Below are 17,835 nucleotides of genomic sequence, written 5' to 3' on the forward strand. Positions count from 1 at the left end.
ATGTACCGGCTCTTCGCTATCCTGACAATGGTGCTCGTTGAGGCCTGTATCGACCGGGTCGACTTGCCTATTCGGGCGGAAACGCCCCGGCTGGTTGTTGAAGGACAGATTACCAACGAAGCACCACCCTATACCATCCGACTAACCTATACAGGAAATTACAGCAGTGGCCAGAACCCATCCGATCAATATGTGAAGGAAGCACAGATTCGTCTGGCCGATGACCGGGGGCGGTCTACCGGGTTCAGGGCGCTGGGGCAGGGGCTTTATCAGTCTATTGACAACACATTTCGGGGGCAGATTGGCCGGACGTATAGCTTATCTGTCGTTTTATCGGATGGCAAACGGTATGCATCAAAACCCGAACAAATGCCCGATGTACCAGCTATTGATAGTGTATATGTTGCCGGACTTATCCGAGATGAGCGAAGTCTTTACCGCTATTTTCTCCAATTCAATATTTTGACAACGGACCCGGCTGGGAGCCATAATTATTATCGCTGGTTGGCCAAATCGTATAGTGTTCTGGCCTGTAGTGATTATTTATGGGTTCCATTTCAGAATTCGGCGGTTAACCTACTTTCCGACGAAGCTATCGATGGGAATGCGTTTCGGCGGTTTGTAATTAAAGCGCCCGTTTTCTCAGCATATCCCTATTTGGTTGAAGTCCGACAGTACGGGATTACGCCCGCTTCGTACCAGTTTTGGGGCCTTTATCAGCAGCAAAATTCGCGGACAGGGAGTATTTTCGATCCGTTGCCAGCCCCTATAGTCGGTAACCTGATCAACCAGGCAGACCCTACCGATAAAGCTAGAGGGTTTTTTGAAGTTTGCTCGGTGACGACAAAGCGCGTTCGTTTTTACGACATCGAGGAAATCTGGCGACCGGGTGTACAATCGTATATCACGTCGATTTCGCAGAGTGGTTTTTTTTGTAATTACCCCCCACCGGGCTTATTCCCATTGCGCGTTAATCCGCCTGGTTTTTGAACCTATGAAAAACGTTAGAATTGCTGGCTTGCTGATCTATCTGTCGGTCCAACTCATAAGTTGTATTGATCGAGTCGAACTACCCATTCGTGCAGAGGCTCCCCGACTAGTTGTAGAAGGGCAGATTACCAACGAAGCGCCACCCTATACCATCCGGCTGACCTATACAGGCAACTATAGTAGCGGTGGTCAGAATCCGTCGGATCAATATGTACGGGAAGCGCAGGTAAATCTGGCCGATGATCGGGGGCGGTCAACGCGGTTTATGGCAATGGGACAGGGACTTTATCGGACCAACGATACAACCTTCCGAGGGCAGGTTGGTCGTTCGTATAGCTTAACTATTGTGCTGAGCGATGGCAAACGATACGTGACAAAACCTGAACAGATGCCCGCTGTACCCGTGATCGACAGTATTTCGGGACAGTTGGTCAAAACGAATAATCTGACTAAACCGTATGCTATGTCCTACGGGGTGAATACGCTTGATCCGGCTAATGAGAAGAATTACTATCGCTGGACGGCCTATGGCTATACAAACCGACTTTCGTTAGGCACGCCATGCTCGCTGGGCAGCCCCAATAAATGCTTTACCCGCTGCTGGACCACAGAGTCGACCAACGTCGTGAATATTTATAACGACGAAGCGATCAACGGTAATCCGATCCGGAATCGGTTCGTGCTCCAGGTGCCCGTTTATGCTATTGGCCCTCAGTTGGTTGAGATACAGCAATATGGCATCACACAGGCGAATTACCAGTTCTGGAAGCTCTATCAGCAGCAAAACGCCCGGACGGGTAGTATTTTCGATCCATTGCCCGCGCCCGTAACGGGCAACGTCGTGAATGTGAATGACCCGGCCGATCTGGCTCGGGGTTATTTCGCGGTTACGTCGATCACCCGAAAACGGCTACGTCTTATGAACTACAGCGCCCCCTTTTATCCGGCGTTGTCGAGTTACATTGCCAGCCAGCTCCTGCCTGATGGCGATTGCCGCAACACCTATGGCCCCGTACCAGTGACTGAGCCTGACGGATGGTGATGTATTGGTTTGGTATAGGCAACATTTTTTATTGGCGAATTGTTGCGCAACCAAACCACCTAACGAATGACCGAAACTTTATCGCTGGTTTGGCTCCGGCGCGATTTACGACTACATGACAATGCCGCTTTATACCATGCCTTTAAAAGCGGCCGCCCTGTGTTACCCGTTTTTATTTTTGATCGTACCATTTTGGATGCACTGGACGACCGAGCCGACCGGCGCGTAGAGTTTATCGTTCAGGAAATCCATCGATTACAGACCGAGCTAACGGCCATGGGATCAACGCTCATAGTTCGCTACGGCCATCCAGTTGCTGTATGGAAAGAACTGATTCAGCAATACACCATTGGCGATGTGTTTGCCAACTATGATTACGAAGCATATGCCAAAGACCGGGATAAGGCCATTGGCGAGCTATTGAAGGAGCAGGGCATCGGATTTCATCTGAGTAAAGACCAGACTATTTTTGATCGGGACGAAGTGCTCAGTGGTAAAAAAGCACCCTACACCGTTTTTACCCCCTACAGTCGGAAGTGGCACGACCAGCTGACTGACTTTTACCTGAAAGGCTATCCAACCGAACGTTATTTTTCGCACTTCTGGAAAACCCAGCCAGAAGCCATGCCTACTCTGGCCGAGCTGAACTTTAAGCCAGTCGGTGAGCCGTTTCCAGGCCGTACTGTGCCGGCTGACTTGTTGAATACCTACAAAAAAACGCGGGATTTACCGGCACTGTCACAGGGAACCAGCCAGTTAAGCATTCACCTGCGTTTCGGCACCCTTAGTATCCGCGAGTTGGCCCGGCAAGCCAGAGCCGCCAGTGAGGGTACCTTTCTGAATGAGCTTTGCTGGCGCGACTTTTACTTTCAGGTACTGGACCATTTTCCGCATGTCGAACAAAACTCATTCCGGCCAAAATACGACCGTATAAACTGGCGAAACAATGAAGAAGAGTTTGCAAAATGGTGCGAAGGTCGAACCGGCTACCCAATTGTAGATGCCGGAATGCGCCAGTTAAACACGATTGGCTGGATGCATAATCGGGTCAGGATGATCACCGCTAGTTTTCTGTGCAAACATTTGCTGATCGACTGGCGATGGGGTGAAGCTTACTTTGCCCGAAAATTACGTGATTATGATCTGGCTGCGAACAACGGGGGCTGGCAGTGGGCAGCAGGTTCGGGCACGGATGCCGCGCCTTATTTCCGGGTGTTTAATCCAATTGCGCAGGCCCAAAAATTCGACCCTCAGGATGTGTACATTCGCCACTGGGTACCTGAACTGGCAAGCCCCGACTATCCTAAGCCCATAGTCGATCATGCCATCGTGCGGCAACGAGCCATTATGGCCTACAAAAAGGCATTAAACCAGGATGAGGAATAAGAGCATGACAAAGGTTACCGGCTTATAGCTTCCACTGAACTACCCAGCCCGGCTTGATTGCTTTTGGGCGGGGCACACCGGCCAACCCGGTAGCTGGGTTCATAGCGATCAACGTGATCGGAATCGTGCTTTTGGTTTGACTGGAAACGGCTTTTGTCGCGCGTAGGAATAAGTTGCCCTGCGTGTCAATATCGTCCACAACAGCATAGAGCAGATCGCCAGCCTGTAGTTCATCCTCACCGATTTGAATGGCTTCGGTGAGGGCGAACGCCCAGCTTTGTCCCACTTTGGGTTGACCGGCATGAACTAAGCGGGCGGCTGCATCACCAACAAACACCCGGGGCGAAGCCGATTTTTCGCTGAGCAATTGTACCAGCAGGCTATCCATAAGCATAGCTTCGTTTTTTCGGGGTGTGCTTGCATCCAATTGCGAAGCTATCGGTACGCCCACCGGGTCGGCGTCTTCGTCCTGAAGCCAGCCCATGCGTCGGGCTTGCTCCCGTTCCCGCTCATAGGCATTACCCGAGGCAGCCAGCATAATCCCGGCTGAACCTACGCCATACATAGGATTGGTGAACAGCTCTTTCATCGCCAGAATCCGGTAGAGGTAGTAAGCCGTTTCGGTATTTAGCGTCATAGCATAATAATCCCGATTACCTGACCTGGTAATTTTTCGTTGGACCATGCCAACACCGCCATTGTAAGCGGCCGCAACGAGTGTCCAGGAACCCAATTTCTGATGCAGAAATCGCAGGTATTTACAGGCTGCTTCGGTCGATTTGCGGAGGTCAGTACGTTCGTCGTTGCCGGGTGTGATAGACAGACCCATATCCTGCGCAGTATCGTCCATAAATTGCCAATAACCAATGGCACCTGCTGATGAAACCGCGTTCGATTGCCAAGCACTTTCGATAAGGGGCAGGTACTTAAAATCATTCGGGATATTATGTCGAGCCAGAATCGGCTCAATAACAGCAAAGTAAGGCGCTGATCGTGCTTTCAAGCCATTTACATGCTGCACATACCCCGAACTGCCAGCCAATGCAAGCGCCAGTTTCGCCGAAACATCCCCTTGTTCGGTTGGGACAATTTCCCCGCAGAAATGCAGCCGCTGAGGTCCAACAAGCGGGCGTGGAGGTAAGGGTTTCCGCTGTTCGGATTTAGCTTTTATCGAAGTCGCTTTCTTCTGCGCTGCTGCTGGGTTCATAAGCAATATACTGCTTAGAGCGGCCAGTATAACGCTTGTTGTCACTATTCTCAAAATAAAAGTTGATTGGTTGGACCTTTAGACAACGATTCAGACGAGACGTTTAGTTCGGTAACTAATCAACCACTCAACCATTCACAGCGCTTTCCAGGTCAGAATCCAGCCTGCTTTTATCTGATCGACATCGGAGAGTTTAATGCCGATGCGCCCCGTCGACGCGTCAATTGCGGTTAGGGCCAGGTTGTACGTATGCTTTTCGGTGGCCGAGTAAATTTTGTCGGCGCGTAGGTAGAGCTTGTCGGTTTTGGGATCAACATCTTCGACAATGGCGTAAAGCACATCGCCTTCTTCGACGATTTTGCCATCGGCTATGCCATTTCGGGTGAGATGGAACACCCAAGTGGTTCCGCGTTGTGCGCCCGATGCTTCGATTAGTTTGGCTTTTATTCCTTCCCGGAACACATCAGCAGCGTTCGGAAGTGGTATATCTTTAGGCTTTCCGGTAGTCGGTTGCATTTCTTCGTCAGGGGCATCGACTGCTTTCTGCGTGACGGTATTGATCAGTGACTCAGATAAGATGGGCTCGTTCTGATCGGATTCGTAATTAGTCGTAAGCGGCTCGCTCAGGTACGCCATCATTTGTTCTGGAATGAGTTGACGATACGACCGATAGTTGGAAAACAGTTCTTTAAACGCCAGAATCCGGTATAAATATTTGCCGGTCTCAGCGTTCAGACGTAGGTAGTAATAATCGCGCTGTTGCTGCCGACGTATGTTACTCAATAAAGCGCCAATGCCATTATTATAAGCAGCAGCTGCCAAGGTCCATGAGCCTAAACGGTTATACAAATACCGTAAATACCGGCAGGCGGCATGGGTTGATTTGACCAGATTTTGTCGTTCATCATAGCCACGCTCAATGGTTAAACCTAACTCGCGAGCAGTAGCTGGCATGAATTGCCAATACCCAACAGCGCCCTTGGGCGATACGGCCATACCCGTCAAGGCACTTTCAACCAGGGGTAAGTATTTGAAATCCAGCGGAATGTTGTGTTTGGCCAGAATAGGTTCGATGATCGGGAAAAAGATGGCTGCCCGCTGCCGCATGCGATAAATAGCCTCATTTTGAGCCGTATTGCGTGCTAAAGCGGACACCAGCCGACGAGCAACGGCTTCTTCATGTAGTGGTACTGATTCTCCGCAGAAATAAACGGAAGGCAACAGCCGAGTGAGTCCCGGATCGAGAGCTGAAGAGCTGAGGCTCTGGTTGGTTAACGGACTGGTTACTGGTAACAAATCATTGGAAATCGAAACACTCGCCACAACCAGTCCCGTCGCCAATGAAAGAGAGGCTAACAAGTTCATTAAACCGCAATCTTACTATTTATGGGTTATAGAAATTTAGACGTAAAAAGAAGTCTATAGTAACGGTATAGTTTCTTGTTTTTCTCTTACGATAAGATCAATGTTGCTGTATGTTGACATTCGTAAACACAGAAAGCCGCTTTTGAAGCGGCTTTCTGTGTCAATACATAGTGTTAATTACCTAATCATAACCAGTCCCAGAAATGTAGCGGGCGGATACCTTCGCCCTTGCCTTCGCCATCTGCCTGTTTCCATTGAAGAATTCGGGGTCGGCGGAAACGTAGGACCATTAGGCCCATCATCAGCTTTTTAATGGGCAAATGAGCGCCTTGTTTTTCCAGAGCGGCATCAGGGGCATTAGGGGTATGCTTAACCGCTGCGGCAGTGGCAATCAACTGATCGGTGTCGGAAGGCGCTTTGGTCAGCGAATTGTTTGGGCGAGGACCCCAGATCGGTGAGGTGTACTCTTCATCAATCAGCTCGATTGTAGGAGCATCCTTGATTTTTTTTGGTACGGCCAGCGGCTTATGCCAACTTGGAAGTGGCTTGGTAAGCTCGGCAATCGTTGATCCGCTTAGCAGCAAAGCGTACTGACGCGGGTTGGACAGCAATTCCTTAAACGCCAGAATCTGGAACAGATAAGCGCTTGTTTCGCGGTGAAGCCGGAGTCGATAATAATTCGAATGGCCCTGCTGCTCCATTTTGTTCATGACGTGTGTAATACCACCATTATAGGCTGCTGCAACCAGCGTCCAGGAACCCAGTACTTTGTACAATTGGTGTAAATGCCGACAAACCGCTACCGTTGACTTATATAGGTCACGGCGTTCATCAACACCACCACTTACTTTCAGGCCTAACTCGCGGGCTGTACCCGGCATGATCTGCCAGTAGCCAGCGGCTCCTTTGTACGATACACTACGGTTGTTCAGTGCACTTTCGGCCAGGGGCATAAACCGAAAATCGCGGGGAATTTTGTACTTCCGTAAGATTGGGTCAATAATGGGGAAGAATTCAGACGCTTTAGTACGAAGGTCCATAAGGAACTCTTCCTGAGCACCATAGTTACGCAGGGTTTGCGCCCACCGACGCGACACGCGGGGCTCAGTGACGGGGACTTCTTCCCCGCAGAAATAGATTGGAAACAGACGTTTGGTCGAATCAACGACTAATAATTGGGGGTTGTTCAGACCGCTTGACAACGGAAGTACCCGGCTCGTATCAGTTCCAAAAAGTGGGGACCAACTTGGTAGTGTAGTGACACCAATCCCCGGCTTCATGGTAGCCATGAGCAGTGAAAAACTTACTTCTTTAATCAAAATTATAGTAGTTGTTGTGAAACATAGAGACGAAAAAACCCGCACAATCGTAACGGGCTCGTAATCTTTATTTATACGAATATAACTGATAATCTGGTATATACCAAATTTAGGCTCTAAGAATTATCCAACGGTATCGCGTAAAACAGGATTTTATCTTTATAACAGGCCTGCTACCAGGGTCAATTTACCGTAATCGTATTTGCCACCCAAATAGTCGTAAACCGCCTTTAAACGTCCTTCTTCCAGGCCAACGACACCAATTGCTTTTTCTATTTCCCGGCGCTCGTAGGGGTCAATCAGCGAGGCTAAATCGATGTCGTAACCTGACTTGGAAAGCTGTACCAGATGGCTGGCCACCGAGCCTGTCGTAAGCTGACGCTCGGCGGCAATCTCCTCTATGCTGAGGCCGTTTTTATAGAGTTCGAGGGTGATGAGTTGCGTCGATCCTTTGGGCTTTTCACCAGCCTGTACTCGCCCGCGAACATACCCGACAATCTCATCCAGAAATTGCTTGCCGAACAACTGAAGTTTGCGCTCGCCCACCCCACTAACGTTCCGAAGGGCATCGGGAGTCGTCGGCTTCTGCCGTGCCATGTCTTCAAGCGTGGTATCGGTAAAGATAACGTAAGCTGGTACGTTCTGCTCGTCGGCAACTTGCTTGCGCAGAACCCGGAGCCGCTCGAAGAGTTCGTCACGCTGCGACTCGGTTTTGGTTTTTGGTTTTTCCACCACCGGTTTGGGCGCATCGTCGGGACGAACCAAGTCTATTTTCCTACCGCCGTAAAGAACCTGATCGGCCAGGATACCCCGCCGTAACGCATAGTGCTGGTCGTAGGCAATTTCGATGACCCCAATATTGATCAACTGGTGCAGGTAATTCCGCCAGTCTTCAAAGCGAATGTCGCGCCCGGCTCCATAGGTTTTTATCTGATCGTAACCGCCTTGCAGGACCTGCTGGCTTCGCGAGCCCCGAAGAATGTCGATGAGCAGATTCATGGGTACGCGCTCACCCGTACGTACCATAGCCGAAAGGGCTTTCTGGGCCAGAACGGTTCCGTCAAACGTAACGCGAGGGTCACGGCAAACGTCGCAGTTGCCACAGGGTTCGGGCAGTTCTTCGGAGAAATAGGATAGCAGAATCTGACGGCGGCAGGTATGGGCATCGGCATACTGCTGCATCCGTTCCAGTTTGGCCAGTTGAAGCCCCAGATTAGCCGGATTGTTTTCGGCCAGCATGTCCTTATACGTAGCCACATCGGCAAAGCTGTAGAAAAGAACCGTTTGGGCGGCAGCACCATCGCGTCCGGCCCGGCCGATTTCCTGGTAAAAGCTCTCGATATTTTTAGGCAGGTTGTAATGAATTACCCAACGCACATTCGATTTGTCAATCCCCATACCAAAGGCGATAGTCGCACACATAATCCGAACATCATCGCGCAGGAACGCTTCCTGGGTTTTAGTCCGGTCGTCGGGGTCCATTTTAGCGTGGTAAAAGGCCGCGCTAAAGCCTTTCTCCTGCAATTTAGCCGCCAGCGATTCGGTCGATTTCCGGCTGAGGCAGTAAATAATACCGGATGTATTGGGCTTTTGCTGGAGGAGTCGGATGATCTGCTGAAGCCGGTTTTGACCCGGTAAGACCTGTAAGCTCAGGTTCGTTCGATTAAACGAAGCCACAAATACAGCCGGATCAATCATTCCCAGGCCTGTAGCAATATCCTGCCGGGTCAGTTTATCGGCCGTAGCGGTCAGCGCAATGGTCGGTACAGTCGGAAACTGTTCTTTGAGTACATGCAATTGCGTGTATTCCGGCCGGAAATCGTGGCCCCACGACGAAATACAGTGTGCTTCGTCGATGGCGAACAGCGAAATGTTAATCTGCTTCAGAAAATGAAAAAACGACTCAGTGAGCAGTTTCTCCGGCGACACGTAGAGTAGTTTGAGTTTCCCCTTATGGCAATCGGCCTCAATATCGCGCTGTTCGCGGGAAGTTTGGGTACTGTTATAGAAAGCCGCCTGAATCCCGTTCATGTGCAGCGCTCCCACCTGATCTTTCATAAGGGCAATCAGCGGAGAAACCACAATGGTAACGCCCGGAAGCATCAGAGCCGGAATCTGAAAACAAACGGATTTTCCCCCGCCGGTAGGCATCAAAACCACCGTATCGCGTCCGCTCAGGATCGATTGGATAATGGCTTCCTGCATGGGCCGAAAGCGGTCGTATCCATAGTAGCGTTTGAGGTAATCAGCGGGATTTTGCGTCTGGAGTGGGGATGTACTAATCATTGACTTATTCGGGTGATGGTACGCTGGTTGAGCAGCCGTCAATTAGACGAGCTAAAAGCGATTGGTGACAAGTACCGGCTACAATCATTCTATCAAATTTAAGAAAAATTTAAGTCTTTTTTAGTGCCGGAATGGTGATTTTATCACCATCTTTCCGTCATAAGAGCCAATTCTATTGTTTCACAAAACCAATCCGATTCCAATGAAAAAGACCCTTTCACTCCTATGCCTTGCGCTGGGCTTGCTGGTTGCCTTCAATGGCTGGGCACAGGACGACAAACCGTCGAAGAATAAAGCGAAAAAAGAACAGAATGAGGCCGATAAAGACGCCAAAAAAGCGGCAAAGGCCGAGAAAAAAGCGGCTAAAGAGGCTGCTAAGGCCGGCATGACAGATGCCGAGAAGGCACAGGCCAAAGCTGAAAAACAGGCGGCAAAAGAAGCGAAGAAAGCTGACAAAAAGACCGACGACGCAATGGATAAGGCCGATAAGAAAGCGGCTAAAGCGGAGAAAAAAGCTGAAAAAGAAGCCGACAAAGCAACGACCAAGGCTGATGCCAAACTAGATAAGGCTGAAAAGAAGGCGGATAAAATGGCTACCAATGCGGGTTTGAAAGACGACAAGATGGACAAACCAGCGAAGGCGGATAAGATGGATAAAGCCGATAAGATGGCCAAGGCATCGAAGCCTGCTATGAAAGAGGAAAAAGCCACTCCAGCCGATTACAAAGCCCCGGTTGATCCGTCTTCTAAAGGCCCCAACGGCGAAAAAGTTATGGTTGGGCCACGCGGTGGCAAGTACTACATCAATAAGAACGGCAACAAAACCTATCTCAGCAGCATGAAAAGCAAGTAGTCTGAGATTGTTAAATCTATTAAGGAAAAGGGGCCAGATTTCGAAAATCTGGCCCCTTTTCCTTAATAGGTAGACTGATAAGACCTTCCTAGTGGGGCACTCCCCTGAATAATGCCGTCATTGATCAGTTTAGTAACGAGTTCTCTTGGGACTATTTCGTTATTACTCAATGAGGTTGTTACGAGGGCCTTCCAGAAGGGAATGCCGGTGGTCAGGCTTTTCATTTCCAATAGCAACTCATTATTGGAAGAAATATACCGACCCGATCCCGACGTATAGCTTCGATTAAAATCAATCGTTAACACCACTTCGCTTTGGCAGGTCTGCCGTTGTTTTTCGATAGCCTCTTCGGCACTTTCAAATGAGATTGGGCTATTCGATACGGTACAAACCTGATAACCCGCCGGAAAAGCCGTTTGTAATGAGGCCAGGTAAGTAGGGTTTGTCTTCGGAAGGCGCGATACAATCAGAATGCGCTTAAACTCAGGCTTTGCATCGGCTTTTACGTTCGATTGAATGGTTGCGGTTACACAACCCGTCAGACTGATAAGCAGGCTGCTAATCAGTAGGCCAGAAAGGATAGATTTCATGAGGTTTAGGATTTGGTGTTGGTCAAACATACTAACCGTATGGCAATTTGATTGTTAAACGACTGTTAAACTTCCTGAATATGGATTGTTGACTATCTTTCTGACTCATCCATCTGCGCTATGTATCGACGGCTTGTCCTGTTCCTTCTTCTTTTTCCGTTCGGCTGTGTTAATCAATCTGCTACGCTACAACTGACTGGCTTACAGGAGTCTGTAGAGATTATTCGTGACCGCTGGGGTATTAACCACATTTACGCCAAAAATGAACACGATTTGTTCTTTACGCAAGGGTATTCGGCTGCGCAGGATCGGCTGTTCCAACTCGAAATCTGGCGACGACAGGCTACCGGAACCGTCGCTGAGCTGCTGGGACCGCAGGAATTGAAACGGGATATAGGTACTCGGTTGTTTCGGTTTCGGGGTAATCTGGATGAAGAACTGAAGCACTACCATCCGCATGGACCACAGATTGTTCGGGCCTTTGTTGATGGCATTAATGCCTATATCAAAACCGTGCTGAAAACTCCTGAACAGTTGCCGTTTGAGTTTCGGGTGCTGAATACAAAGCCTGGTCTTTGGACACCGGAAGTAGTGATTAGTCGGCACCAGGGTATTCTGGCCAATGTGCGGGATGAGTTAAATTACGGACGGCTGGTTCATTTGCTTGGTCCCGATAAAGTACGTGAGCTGGAATGGTTTCATCCGGCAGTAAGTTCTAAAGAACCCGATTTGACCCTGCACGTAAACGGTGAAGAGTTATTTCAGCCGATTTTGGAGTTGTACGAAGCCTTTCGCTTGCCACTGAAATGCAACGGAGTGTCCAGCAAAGCCGATGAAGATGAAGCTCGGCGATTGGATGTAGACCGCTGGTTCGACACTGAAAAGCAATATACAGGCTCAAATAACTGGGTGATTTCCGGCGCAAAATCAGCGAGTGGTTTTCCCATGCTGGCCAACGATCCGCATCGGGCGCAGTCGACGCCTTCGCTTCGGTATTGGGTTCATCTGGATGCGCCCGGCTGGCATGTGGTAGGTGCGGGCGAGCCAACGCTGCCGGGAATTTCGATCGGCCACAACGATTACGGTGCCTGGGGGCTAACCATTTTCGAGACCGATAACGAAGATCTATACGTCTACGATACCAATCCGACCAATCCGGCTCAATATCGCTACAAAGGAGCTTGGGTGGCCATGAAAACTCTGACCGAATCGATTCCCGTCAAAGAGGGTCAGCCCGTCAGCGTAACGTTGAAATACACCCGGCACGGGCCTGTCGTTTTTGAAGACACAGTACGGCATAAGGCGTACGCCGTTCGGGCAGGGTGGCTTGAACCCGGTTGTGCGCCGTATCTGGCGAGTTTACGAATGAATCAGGCCCGCAACTGGGCCGAGTTTCGGCAGGCGTGTGCGCAAAGCCGGGTGCCAGGCGAGAATATGATCTGGGCCGAGCGCCCAACCGACGGTAAGGCAGGTAACATTGGTTGGCAGGTGGTGGCCCTGTCGCCCATTCGCCCGAATTTTACGGGACTGGTTCCTGTGCCAGGCGATGGTCGATTTGAGTGGAACGGCTACCTGCCCATTCAGCAATTGCCCAACACGCTCAATCCGCCCGAAGACTTTATTGTAACGGCGAATAACAACCTGCTGCCACCTGCGTATCCGTACCGCAATGCCGTTGGCTGGACCTGGTCACCGTCGAGTCGGACCGATCGGATTAAAGAAGTGTTGCGGGAGGATAAGCCAAAAAGCCTAACGGATTTTAAAGCCTTGCAGGCCGACTACCTGTCTATTCCAGCCCGAACCATTGTGCCGTTACTTCAAAAACTAACGTCGACCAATCCCCGAACCCAACAGGCACTGACCTATTTGCGTCAATGGGATTACCGGCTCGATACCAATTCGGTAGCTGCTTCCATCTTTATAGCCTGGGACGATGTGCTGAAAGCCGCTGTTTATGAAGAGAAAGTCCCACTGAAGGCCCAACCGTACCTGACCTCATTACCTACCAAACGTGTCACCGAATTCCTGCTACAACCTGGCGTTCATCGCGATAGTCTACTGATTCGTTGCCTTGATAAAGCTGTGGCCAATCTGACCGAATGGCTGGGCACCGACATTGCAAACTGGCGTTATGGACAGCCCAATTTCAAACACATCACCATCATGCATCCCTTGAGCGGACTGGTCGATGAGGCCATGCAGAAACGGCTCAATTTTGGGCCTGTAGCGCGGGGTGGGTATGGCGAAACGGTCAACGCTACCTCCTTTGATCTGAACCAAACGCATGGCGCATCGTTCCGGATTCTGGTCGATACGCAGGATTGGGACAAAACGCTGGGTATTAATAGCCCTGGTCAGTCGGGTAATCCCGATAGTCCGCACTATGGCGACCTCTTTCCTATCTGGGCGAAGAACGAGTATTTCCCGGTGTATTTCTCGAAAGAAAAGGTAAAATCCGTTTCGGAAGGAGCCACTCTGTTAAAGCCCTAGTGTTATAGCGCAGGCTCGTCCGCGATTGTATCGCGGATGCGCGAGGTTCGCGTCTGTGACGCGAAAGACGAAAAAATCAATAATCGAAACCAATAATGGATTTACTAAAGCGTCACAGACGCGGGCTTCATCCATCCGCAATGCAATCGCGGACGAGCAAACTTATGGCAGTAGCGAATTCAGGATTTGGCCTTTTAACCGACGCCTGTTTGGGCAGACATAAACTGTACTTACCTGATTTTTTAGAACAACGAACAAATTCATAGTGTCATGGCTGATATAGTTGAGGAGTTAATTAAAACGTTCGGGAGAAATTGTGTGCTGACTCGTGAAGAAGCCAGCACACGCGTAGCCAGTCACTGGAAGCAGGCAGGCGGTCTCAACTGCCTGGCGCTGTTGTTGCCGAATTCTACCCAGGACGTATCCAACATGCTCCGAATCTGCCATGACTACCATCAACCCGTTGTGCCACATGGTGGATTAACCAATGTAGTTGGCGGTACGGATACGCATCCGAACGAGATTGCGATCAGCCTTGAGCGAATGAATCAGGTGGAACAAATCGATGTGATCAACAAAACGGTAACGGTACAGGCGGGTGTGGTGCTCCAGCAATTGCAGGAAAAAGCAGCCACACAAGGGCAACTCTTCCCGCTCGATCTGGGAGCTAAAGGTAGCTGTATGATCGGGGGTAATATTGCGTCGAATGCCGGTGGGTTGCAGGCGGTACGATACGGGGTGATGCGCAATCTGGTGCTGGGTCTGGAGGTCGTATTGGCCGATGGTACCGTTGTTTCGTCGATGAACCGGATGATGAAGAACAATGCCGGTTACGACCTCAAACAGCTATTTATTGGTTCCGAAGGAACGTTGGGAATTATTACAAGAGCCGTTTTAAAACTGGAAGACCAGCCCAAAAGTCGCAACACCGCCTTTATCGCCCTCGACAGTTTTGAGAAAGCGAACAGCCTATTACGGGCAGCCAAAGCCGCGCTAAAGAGCGACCTGACCAGTTTTGAATTGCTGTGGCAGGACTATTACGCGTTAATGACCTCGAAGCCGTCGCTGTTTTCGCCACCCTTACCGCAAACGTACCCGTTTTACGTGTTGCTGGAATCACTCGGACACGACGCTGACAAGGACAAAATTGTATTTGAGGAATTTTTAGAAAATTGCCTGACCAGTGAGTTGATCGCGGATGCTGTGATGGCTCAGTCAAAAAAAGAACTGGACTGGTTTTGGGGTATTCGCGAAAATGTCGAGTTTATCTTTTCTGTTCATCGCCCGGTTTTTCTGTTCGATATCAGCCTCGCCATTTCTGACATGGATGCCTACATTAAAGCGATACGATCTGAACTTCAACAGGTTTGGCCGGATGCGCATATGTATTCATTCGGGCATATGGGCGATGGAAACCTCCATTTGTTTATCAGTTGCGGGACCGATGATCACCAAACCAAACATCGCGTGGAAGAGATTCTATATGGGCCACTCCAACCCATCGGTGGCTCCATAACTGGCGAACATGGTATTGGTCTGGAGAAAAAATCGTGGCTCTATGTAAGCCGAACGGCCGAAGAAATAGCCCTGATGCGAACGATAAAAAAGGCGTTGGACCCACGCGGCATTTTAAATCCTGGGAAATTGTTGCCTGAATAAGCTACGTAGCGATAGGGTAATCGATTGGTCGGCAGATAAGGAAGGCTGCGTTACTTATTCATTTCGTACTTTTGTTGCTGAAAACTGTACAGACAGGCAGTTTCACGATCGAATGGATATTCAGGAAGACTTAAAAAGTGCAATTCAACAGGCCGTTTCCGAATTGTATCAACAGGAAATTGGTGACGTTTCATTACAGCCCACCAAAAAAGAATTCGCCGGACTTTATACGTTCGTGACCTTTCCGCTCACCAAAGCACTGCGGCAGGCTCCCGCCCAAATTGGCCAGTCGATCGGGAATTGGTTAGTGGCAAACAGTAGCCTGGTTAGTGCATTTAATGTGGTACAGGGGTTTCTGAACATCAGTATTGCCGATTCGGCCTGGATTGAGGTATTGAACGACATCGCTGAAAATCAGGATTTTGGTCAGTTACCACATAAAAGCCAATCGGTAATGGTTGAGTTTTCCTCGCCCAATACCAACAAACCCCTGCACCTTGGCCACCTGCGCAATAATTTTCTGGGCGATTCGGTCAGTCGGATTCTGTCGGCCAATGGCTATGATGTGGTCAAAACCTGTATCGTCAACGACCGGGGTGTACACATCTGCAAGTCAATGCTGGCGTACAAGCTCTACGGCAATGACGAAACCCCCGAGCAGGCAGGTATGAAAGGCGATCACCTGATTGGTAAGTACTATGTTATGTTCGACAAGGCGTACAAGCAAGAAGTCGAGGAAATGGTCGGGCAGGGGATGAGCCGGGAAGAAGCTGAGAAGAAAGCCCCCTTGATGCTCGAAGTACAACAGATGCTTCGGCTTTGGGAGCAGGGCGATCCCGAAACGGTAGCGCTCTGGCGCAAACTCAACGACTGGGTCTATGCTGGTTTCGATGCAACCTATAAGGCCATTGGTGTCAGTTTCGACAAAACCTATTACGAGTCGAATACCTACGTACTTGGAAAAGAGGTCGTGGAAGAAGGGTTGCAAAAAGGCGTTTTTTACCGGAAAGACGACAGTTCTGTCTGGATTGACTTAACTGACGAAGGGCTGGATCAGAAACTGGTGCTTCGTTCCGATGGTACGTCGGTTTACATGACGCAGGATCTCGGCACAACCGATCTGAAATTCCAGGATTTTCATAACGACCGGCAGATTTGGGTGGTTGGCAACGAGCAGGATTACCACTTCAATGTCCTGTTTGCCATACTGCGTCGATTAGGGCGGCCCTATGCGAGCAATTTGTACCATCTCTCGTACGGTATGGTCGATCTGCCAACTGGCAAGATGAAGTCGAGGGAAGGTACGGTTGTCGATGCCGATGATCTGATTCAGGAAACCACCGATGCTGCGGCCACCGCTGCCGACGAAGCTGCCAAAGGTAAACTCGATGAATTTAGTGAAGCCGAGAAGGCGGCACTGTTCCGTATGCTGGGTCTAGGGGCATTAAAATACTACTTGCTGAAAGTTGACCCACAGAAGCGAATGCAGTTCAATCCCGCTGAATCCGTCGATTTGCATGGCAACACAGGGCCTTACATCCAGTATGTTCATGCCCGGATTCAGTCGATTCTGCGGAAAGCAGGTGAGATTACTATTGGGTTAACTGGAAAACTCTCGGAAACCCAGCTTGATGAGATTGAGCAGCAGCTAGTCTTTCTGCTGAGTCAGTATCCGCAGCGGGTAAAAGAAGCGGGCGATGGTTATGCACCTTCGTATCTGGCGCAGTATGCCTATGAGTTGGCTAAGACGTTTAACCAGTTTTACGACAAGTTGCCGATCCTGAAAGAAACGGATTCGGTTAAGCTCCAGACCCGGCTTGTGCTGGCCAAATCGGTTGGTGAAACTATTCGGAAAGCAATGGGCTTATTGGGAATAGAAGTTCCGCAGAAAATGTAGTTACTTTGTTCAGAATCAGTCAATACTAGTTTACTTTCTAAACGTTATGCCTCAAGCATACTAAAACCGAAAACCAACGATGAAAAAGAATCTCATTTTTACGCTGGCCGCTTTGGCCCTTGTTTTTTCTCTTTCCAGTTTTATGTCTTTTTCCACTCTAGTTAAAGGAATTTTTGCGGATAAGCGGGCGGCTCTGTCGGCACCTGCCAATAGTGCCCCAACTAAAAGCCTGTATGATTTTACGGTAAACTCGCTGGACGGTAAGCCAGTGGCTCTGAAAGGATTCAAAGGCAAAAAAGTTGTTATTCTTAACGTGGCTTCTAAATGTGGATTTACGCCACAGTATGCCGATTGGGAGAAATTCTACAAAGAGCACGGTGACAAAGTGGTTGTGTTAGGCTTCCCTGCCAACAACTTCAAAAGCCAGGAGCCTGGTAGCAACGAAGAAATTGCTGAGTTCTGCAAAAAGAATTATGGCGTAACCTTCCCAATGTTCGAAAAAGTTTCGGTACTGGGCGACGATCAGGCTCCAATCTACAAATGGCTGACTCACAAAGATCTGAACGGCTGGAACGATCAGGTACCTACCTGGAATTTCTGCAAATACGTGATCAACGAAAAGGGTGAACTGACCAACTTCTTCGGCTCGAAAGTAAAACCCGAAGACGAAGAGTTTAAAAAAGCAGTAGGAATTTAATGAGTGAAAGAGCGAAAGAGTGAAAGAGCGGAAAGCTGACGTAAGCCAGTGTTT

General features: G+C 49.5%; 13 protein-coding genes. 8 read left to right on the top strand and 5 right to left on the bottom strand.

Annotated features, from left to right (window positions below; translation table 11 throughout):
* The 3 genes from ACYVFD_RS06180 (at position 1) to ACYVFD_RS06190 (ending at position 3,418) form a co-directional block, all read left to right on the top strand.
* The gene (locus ACYVFD_RS06180) at positions 1-990 is read left to right on the top strand and encodes a DUF4249 domain-containing protein (RefSeq protein WP_461088904.1); all 990 of its coding nucleotides are present in this window, start codon (positions 1-3) and stop codon (positions 988-990) included.
* A 4-nt stretch (positions 991-994) separates the two neighbouring features.
* Positions 995-2,032, top strand: a complete 1,038-nt coding sequence (locus ACYVFD_RS06185) for a DUF4249 domain-containing protein (protein WP_461088905.1) — start codon at positions 995-997, stop codon at positions 2,030-2,032.
* 66 nt (positions 2,033-2,098) lie between these two features.
* Positions 2,099-3,418 (top strand): cryptochrome/photolyase family protein, encoded by a 1,320-nt coding sequence (locus tag ACYVFD_RS06190; RefSeq protein WP_461088906.1) that lies wholly within the window; start codon positions 2,099-2,101, stop codon positions 3,416-3,418.
* Between the two features lie 22 nt (positions 3,419-3,440).
* Here ACYVFD_RS06190 and ACYVFD_RS06195 read toward each other — a convergent pair whose 3' ends face one another.
* From ACYVFD_RS06195 to recQ, 4 genes are all read right to left on the bottom strand, one after another.
* Complete coding sequence (locus tag ACYVFD_RS06195; RefSeq protein ID WP_461088907.1) at positions 3,441-4,625, bottom strand: lytic transglycosylase domain-containing protein; 1,185 nt, start codon at positions 4,623-4,625, stop codon at positions 3,441-3,443.
* A 135-nt stretch (positions 4,626-4,760) separates the two neighbouring features.
* Positions 4,761-5,990: a lytic transglycosylase domain-containing protein gene (locus tag ACYVFD_RS06200; RefSeq protein ID WP_461088908.1), complete on the bottom strand. Its 1,230-nt coding sequence runs from the start codon at positions 5,988-5,990 to the stop codon at positions 4,761-4,763.
* Positions 5,991-6,175: 185 nt separating this feature from the next.
* A complete protein-coding gene (locus ACYVFD_RS06205) occupies positions 6,176-7,279 on the bottom strand; it encodes a lytic transglycosylase domain-containing protein (RefSeq protein WP_461088909.1) in 1,104 nt (367 codons plus the stop codon).
* 189 nt (positions 7,280-7,468) lie between these two features.
* A complete protein-coding gene (gene recQ, locus ACYVFD_RS06210; RefSeq protein ID WP_461088910.1) occupies positions 7,469-9,595 on the bottom strand; it encodes a DNA helicase RecQ in 2,127 nt (708 codons plus the stop codon).
* A 202-nt stretch (positions 9,596-9,797) separates the two neighbouring features.
* Here recQ and ACYVFD_RS06215 point away from each other — a divergent pair, with 202 nt between their 5' ends.
* Positions 9,798-10,448 carry a hypothetical protein gene (locus ACYVFD_RS06215; RefSeq protein WP_461088911.1) on the top strand — a complete coding sequence of 217 codons (651 nt, stop codon included), beginning with the start codon at positions 9,798-9,800 and terminating at the stop codon, positions 10,446-10,448.
* Positions 10,449-10,510: 62 nt separating this feature from the next.
* On the opposite strand, the gene ACYVFD_RS06220 is transcribed toward ACYVFD_RS06215, so the two are convergent.
* Positions 10,511-11,038, bottom strand: coding sequence for a hypothetical protein (locus tag ACYVFD_RS06220; protein WP_461088912.1), 528 nt, complete (start codon positions 11,036-11,038; stop codon positions 10,511-10,513).
* 120 nt (positions 11,039-11,158) lie between these two features.
* Between ACYVFD_RS06220 and ACYVFD_RS06225 the strand changes: the two genes are divergently transcribed.
* From ACYVFD_RS06225 to ACYVFD_RS06240, 4 genes are all read left to right on the top strand, one after another.
* Positions 11,159-13,528: a penicillin acylase family protein gene (locus ACYVFD_RS06225; RefSeq protein WP_461088913.1), complete on the top strand. Its 2,370-nt coding sequence runs from the start codon at positions 11,159-11,161 to the stop codon at positions 13,526-13,528.
* Between the two features lie 270 nt (positions 13,529-13,798).
* Positions 13,799-15,187, top strand: coding sequence for an FAD-binding oxidoreductase (locus ACYVFD_RS06230; protein ID WP_461088914.1), 1,389 nt, complete (start codon positions 13,799-13,801; stop codon positions 15,185-15,187).
* 112 nt (positions 15,188-15,299) lie between these two features.
* The gene (gene argS / locus ACYVFD_RS06235; protein ID WP_461088915.1) at positions 15,300-17,084 is read left to right on the top strand and encodes an arginine--tRNA ligase; all 1,785 of its coding nucleotides are present in this window, start codon (positions 15,300-15,302) and stop codon (positions 17,082-17,084) included.
* Between the two features lie 79 nt (positions 17,085-17,163).
* Positions 17,164-17,781, top strand: coding sequence for a glutathione peroxidase (locus ACYVFD_RS06240; RefSeq protein WP_461088916.1), 618 nt, complete (start codon positions 17,164-17,166; stop codon positions 17,779-17,781).
* Positions 17,782-17,835 lie beyond the last annotated feature (54 nt).

This window comes from Spirosoma gilvum, assembly GCF_054776815.1.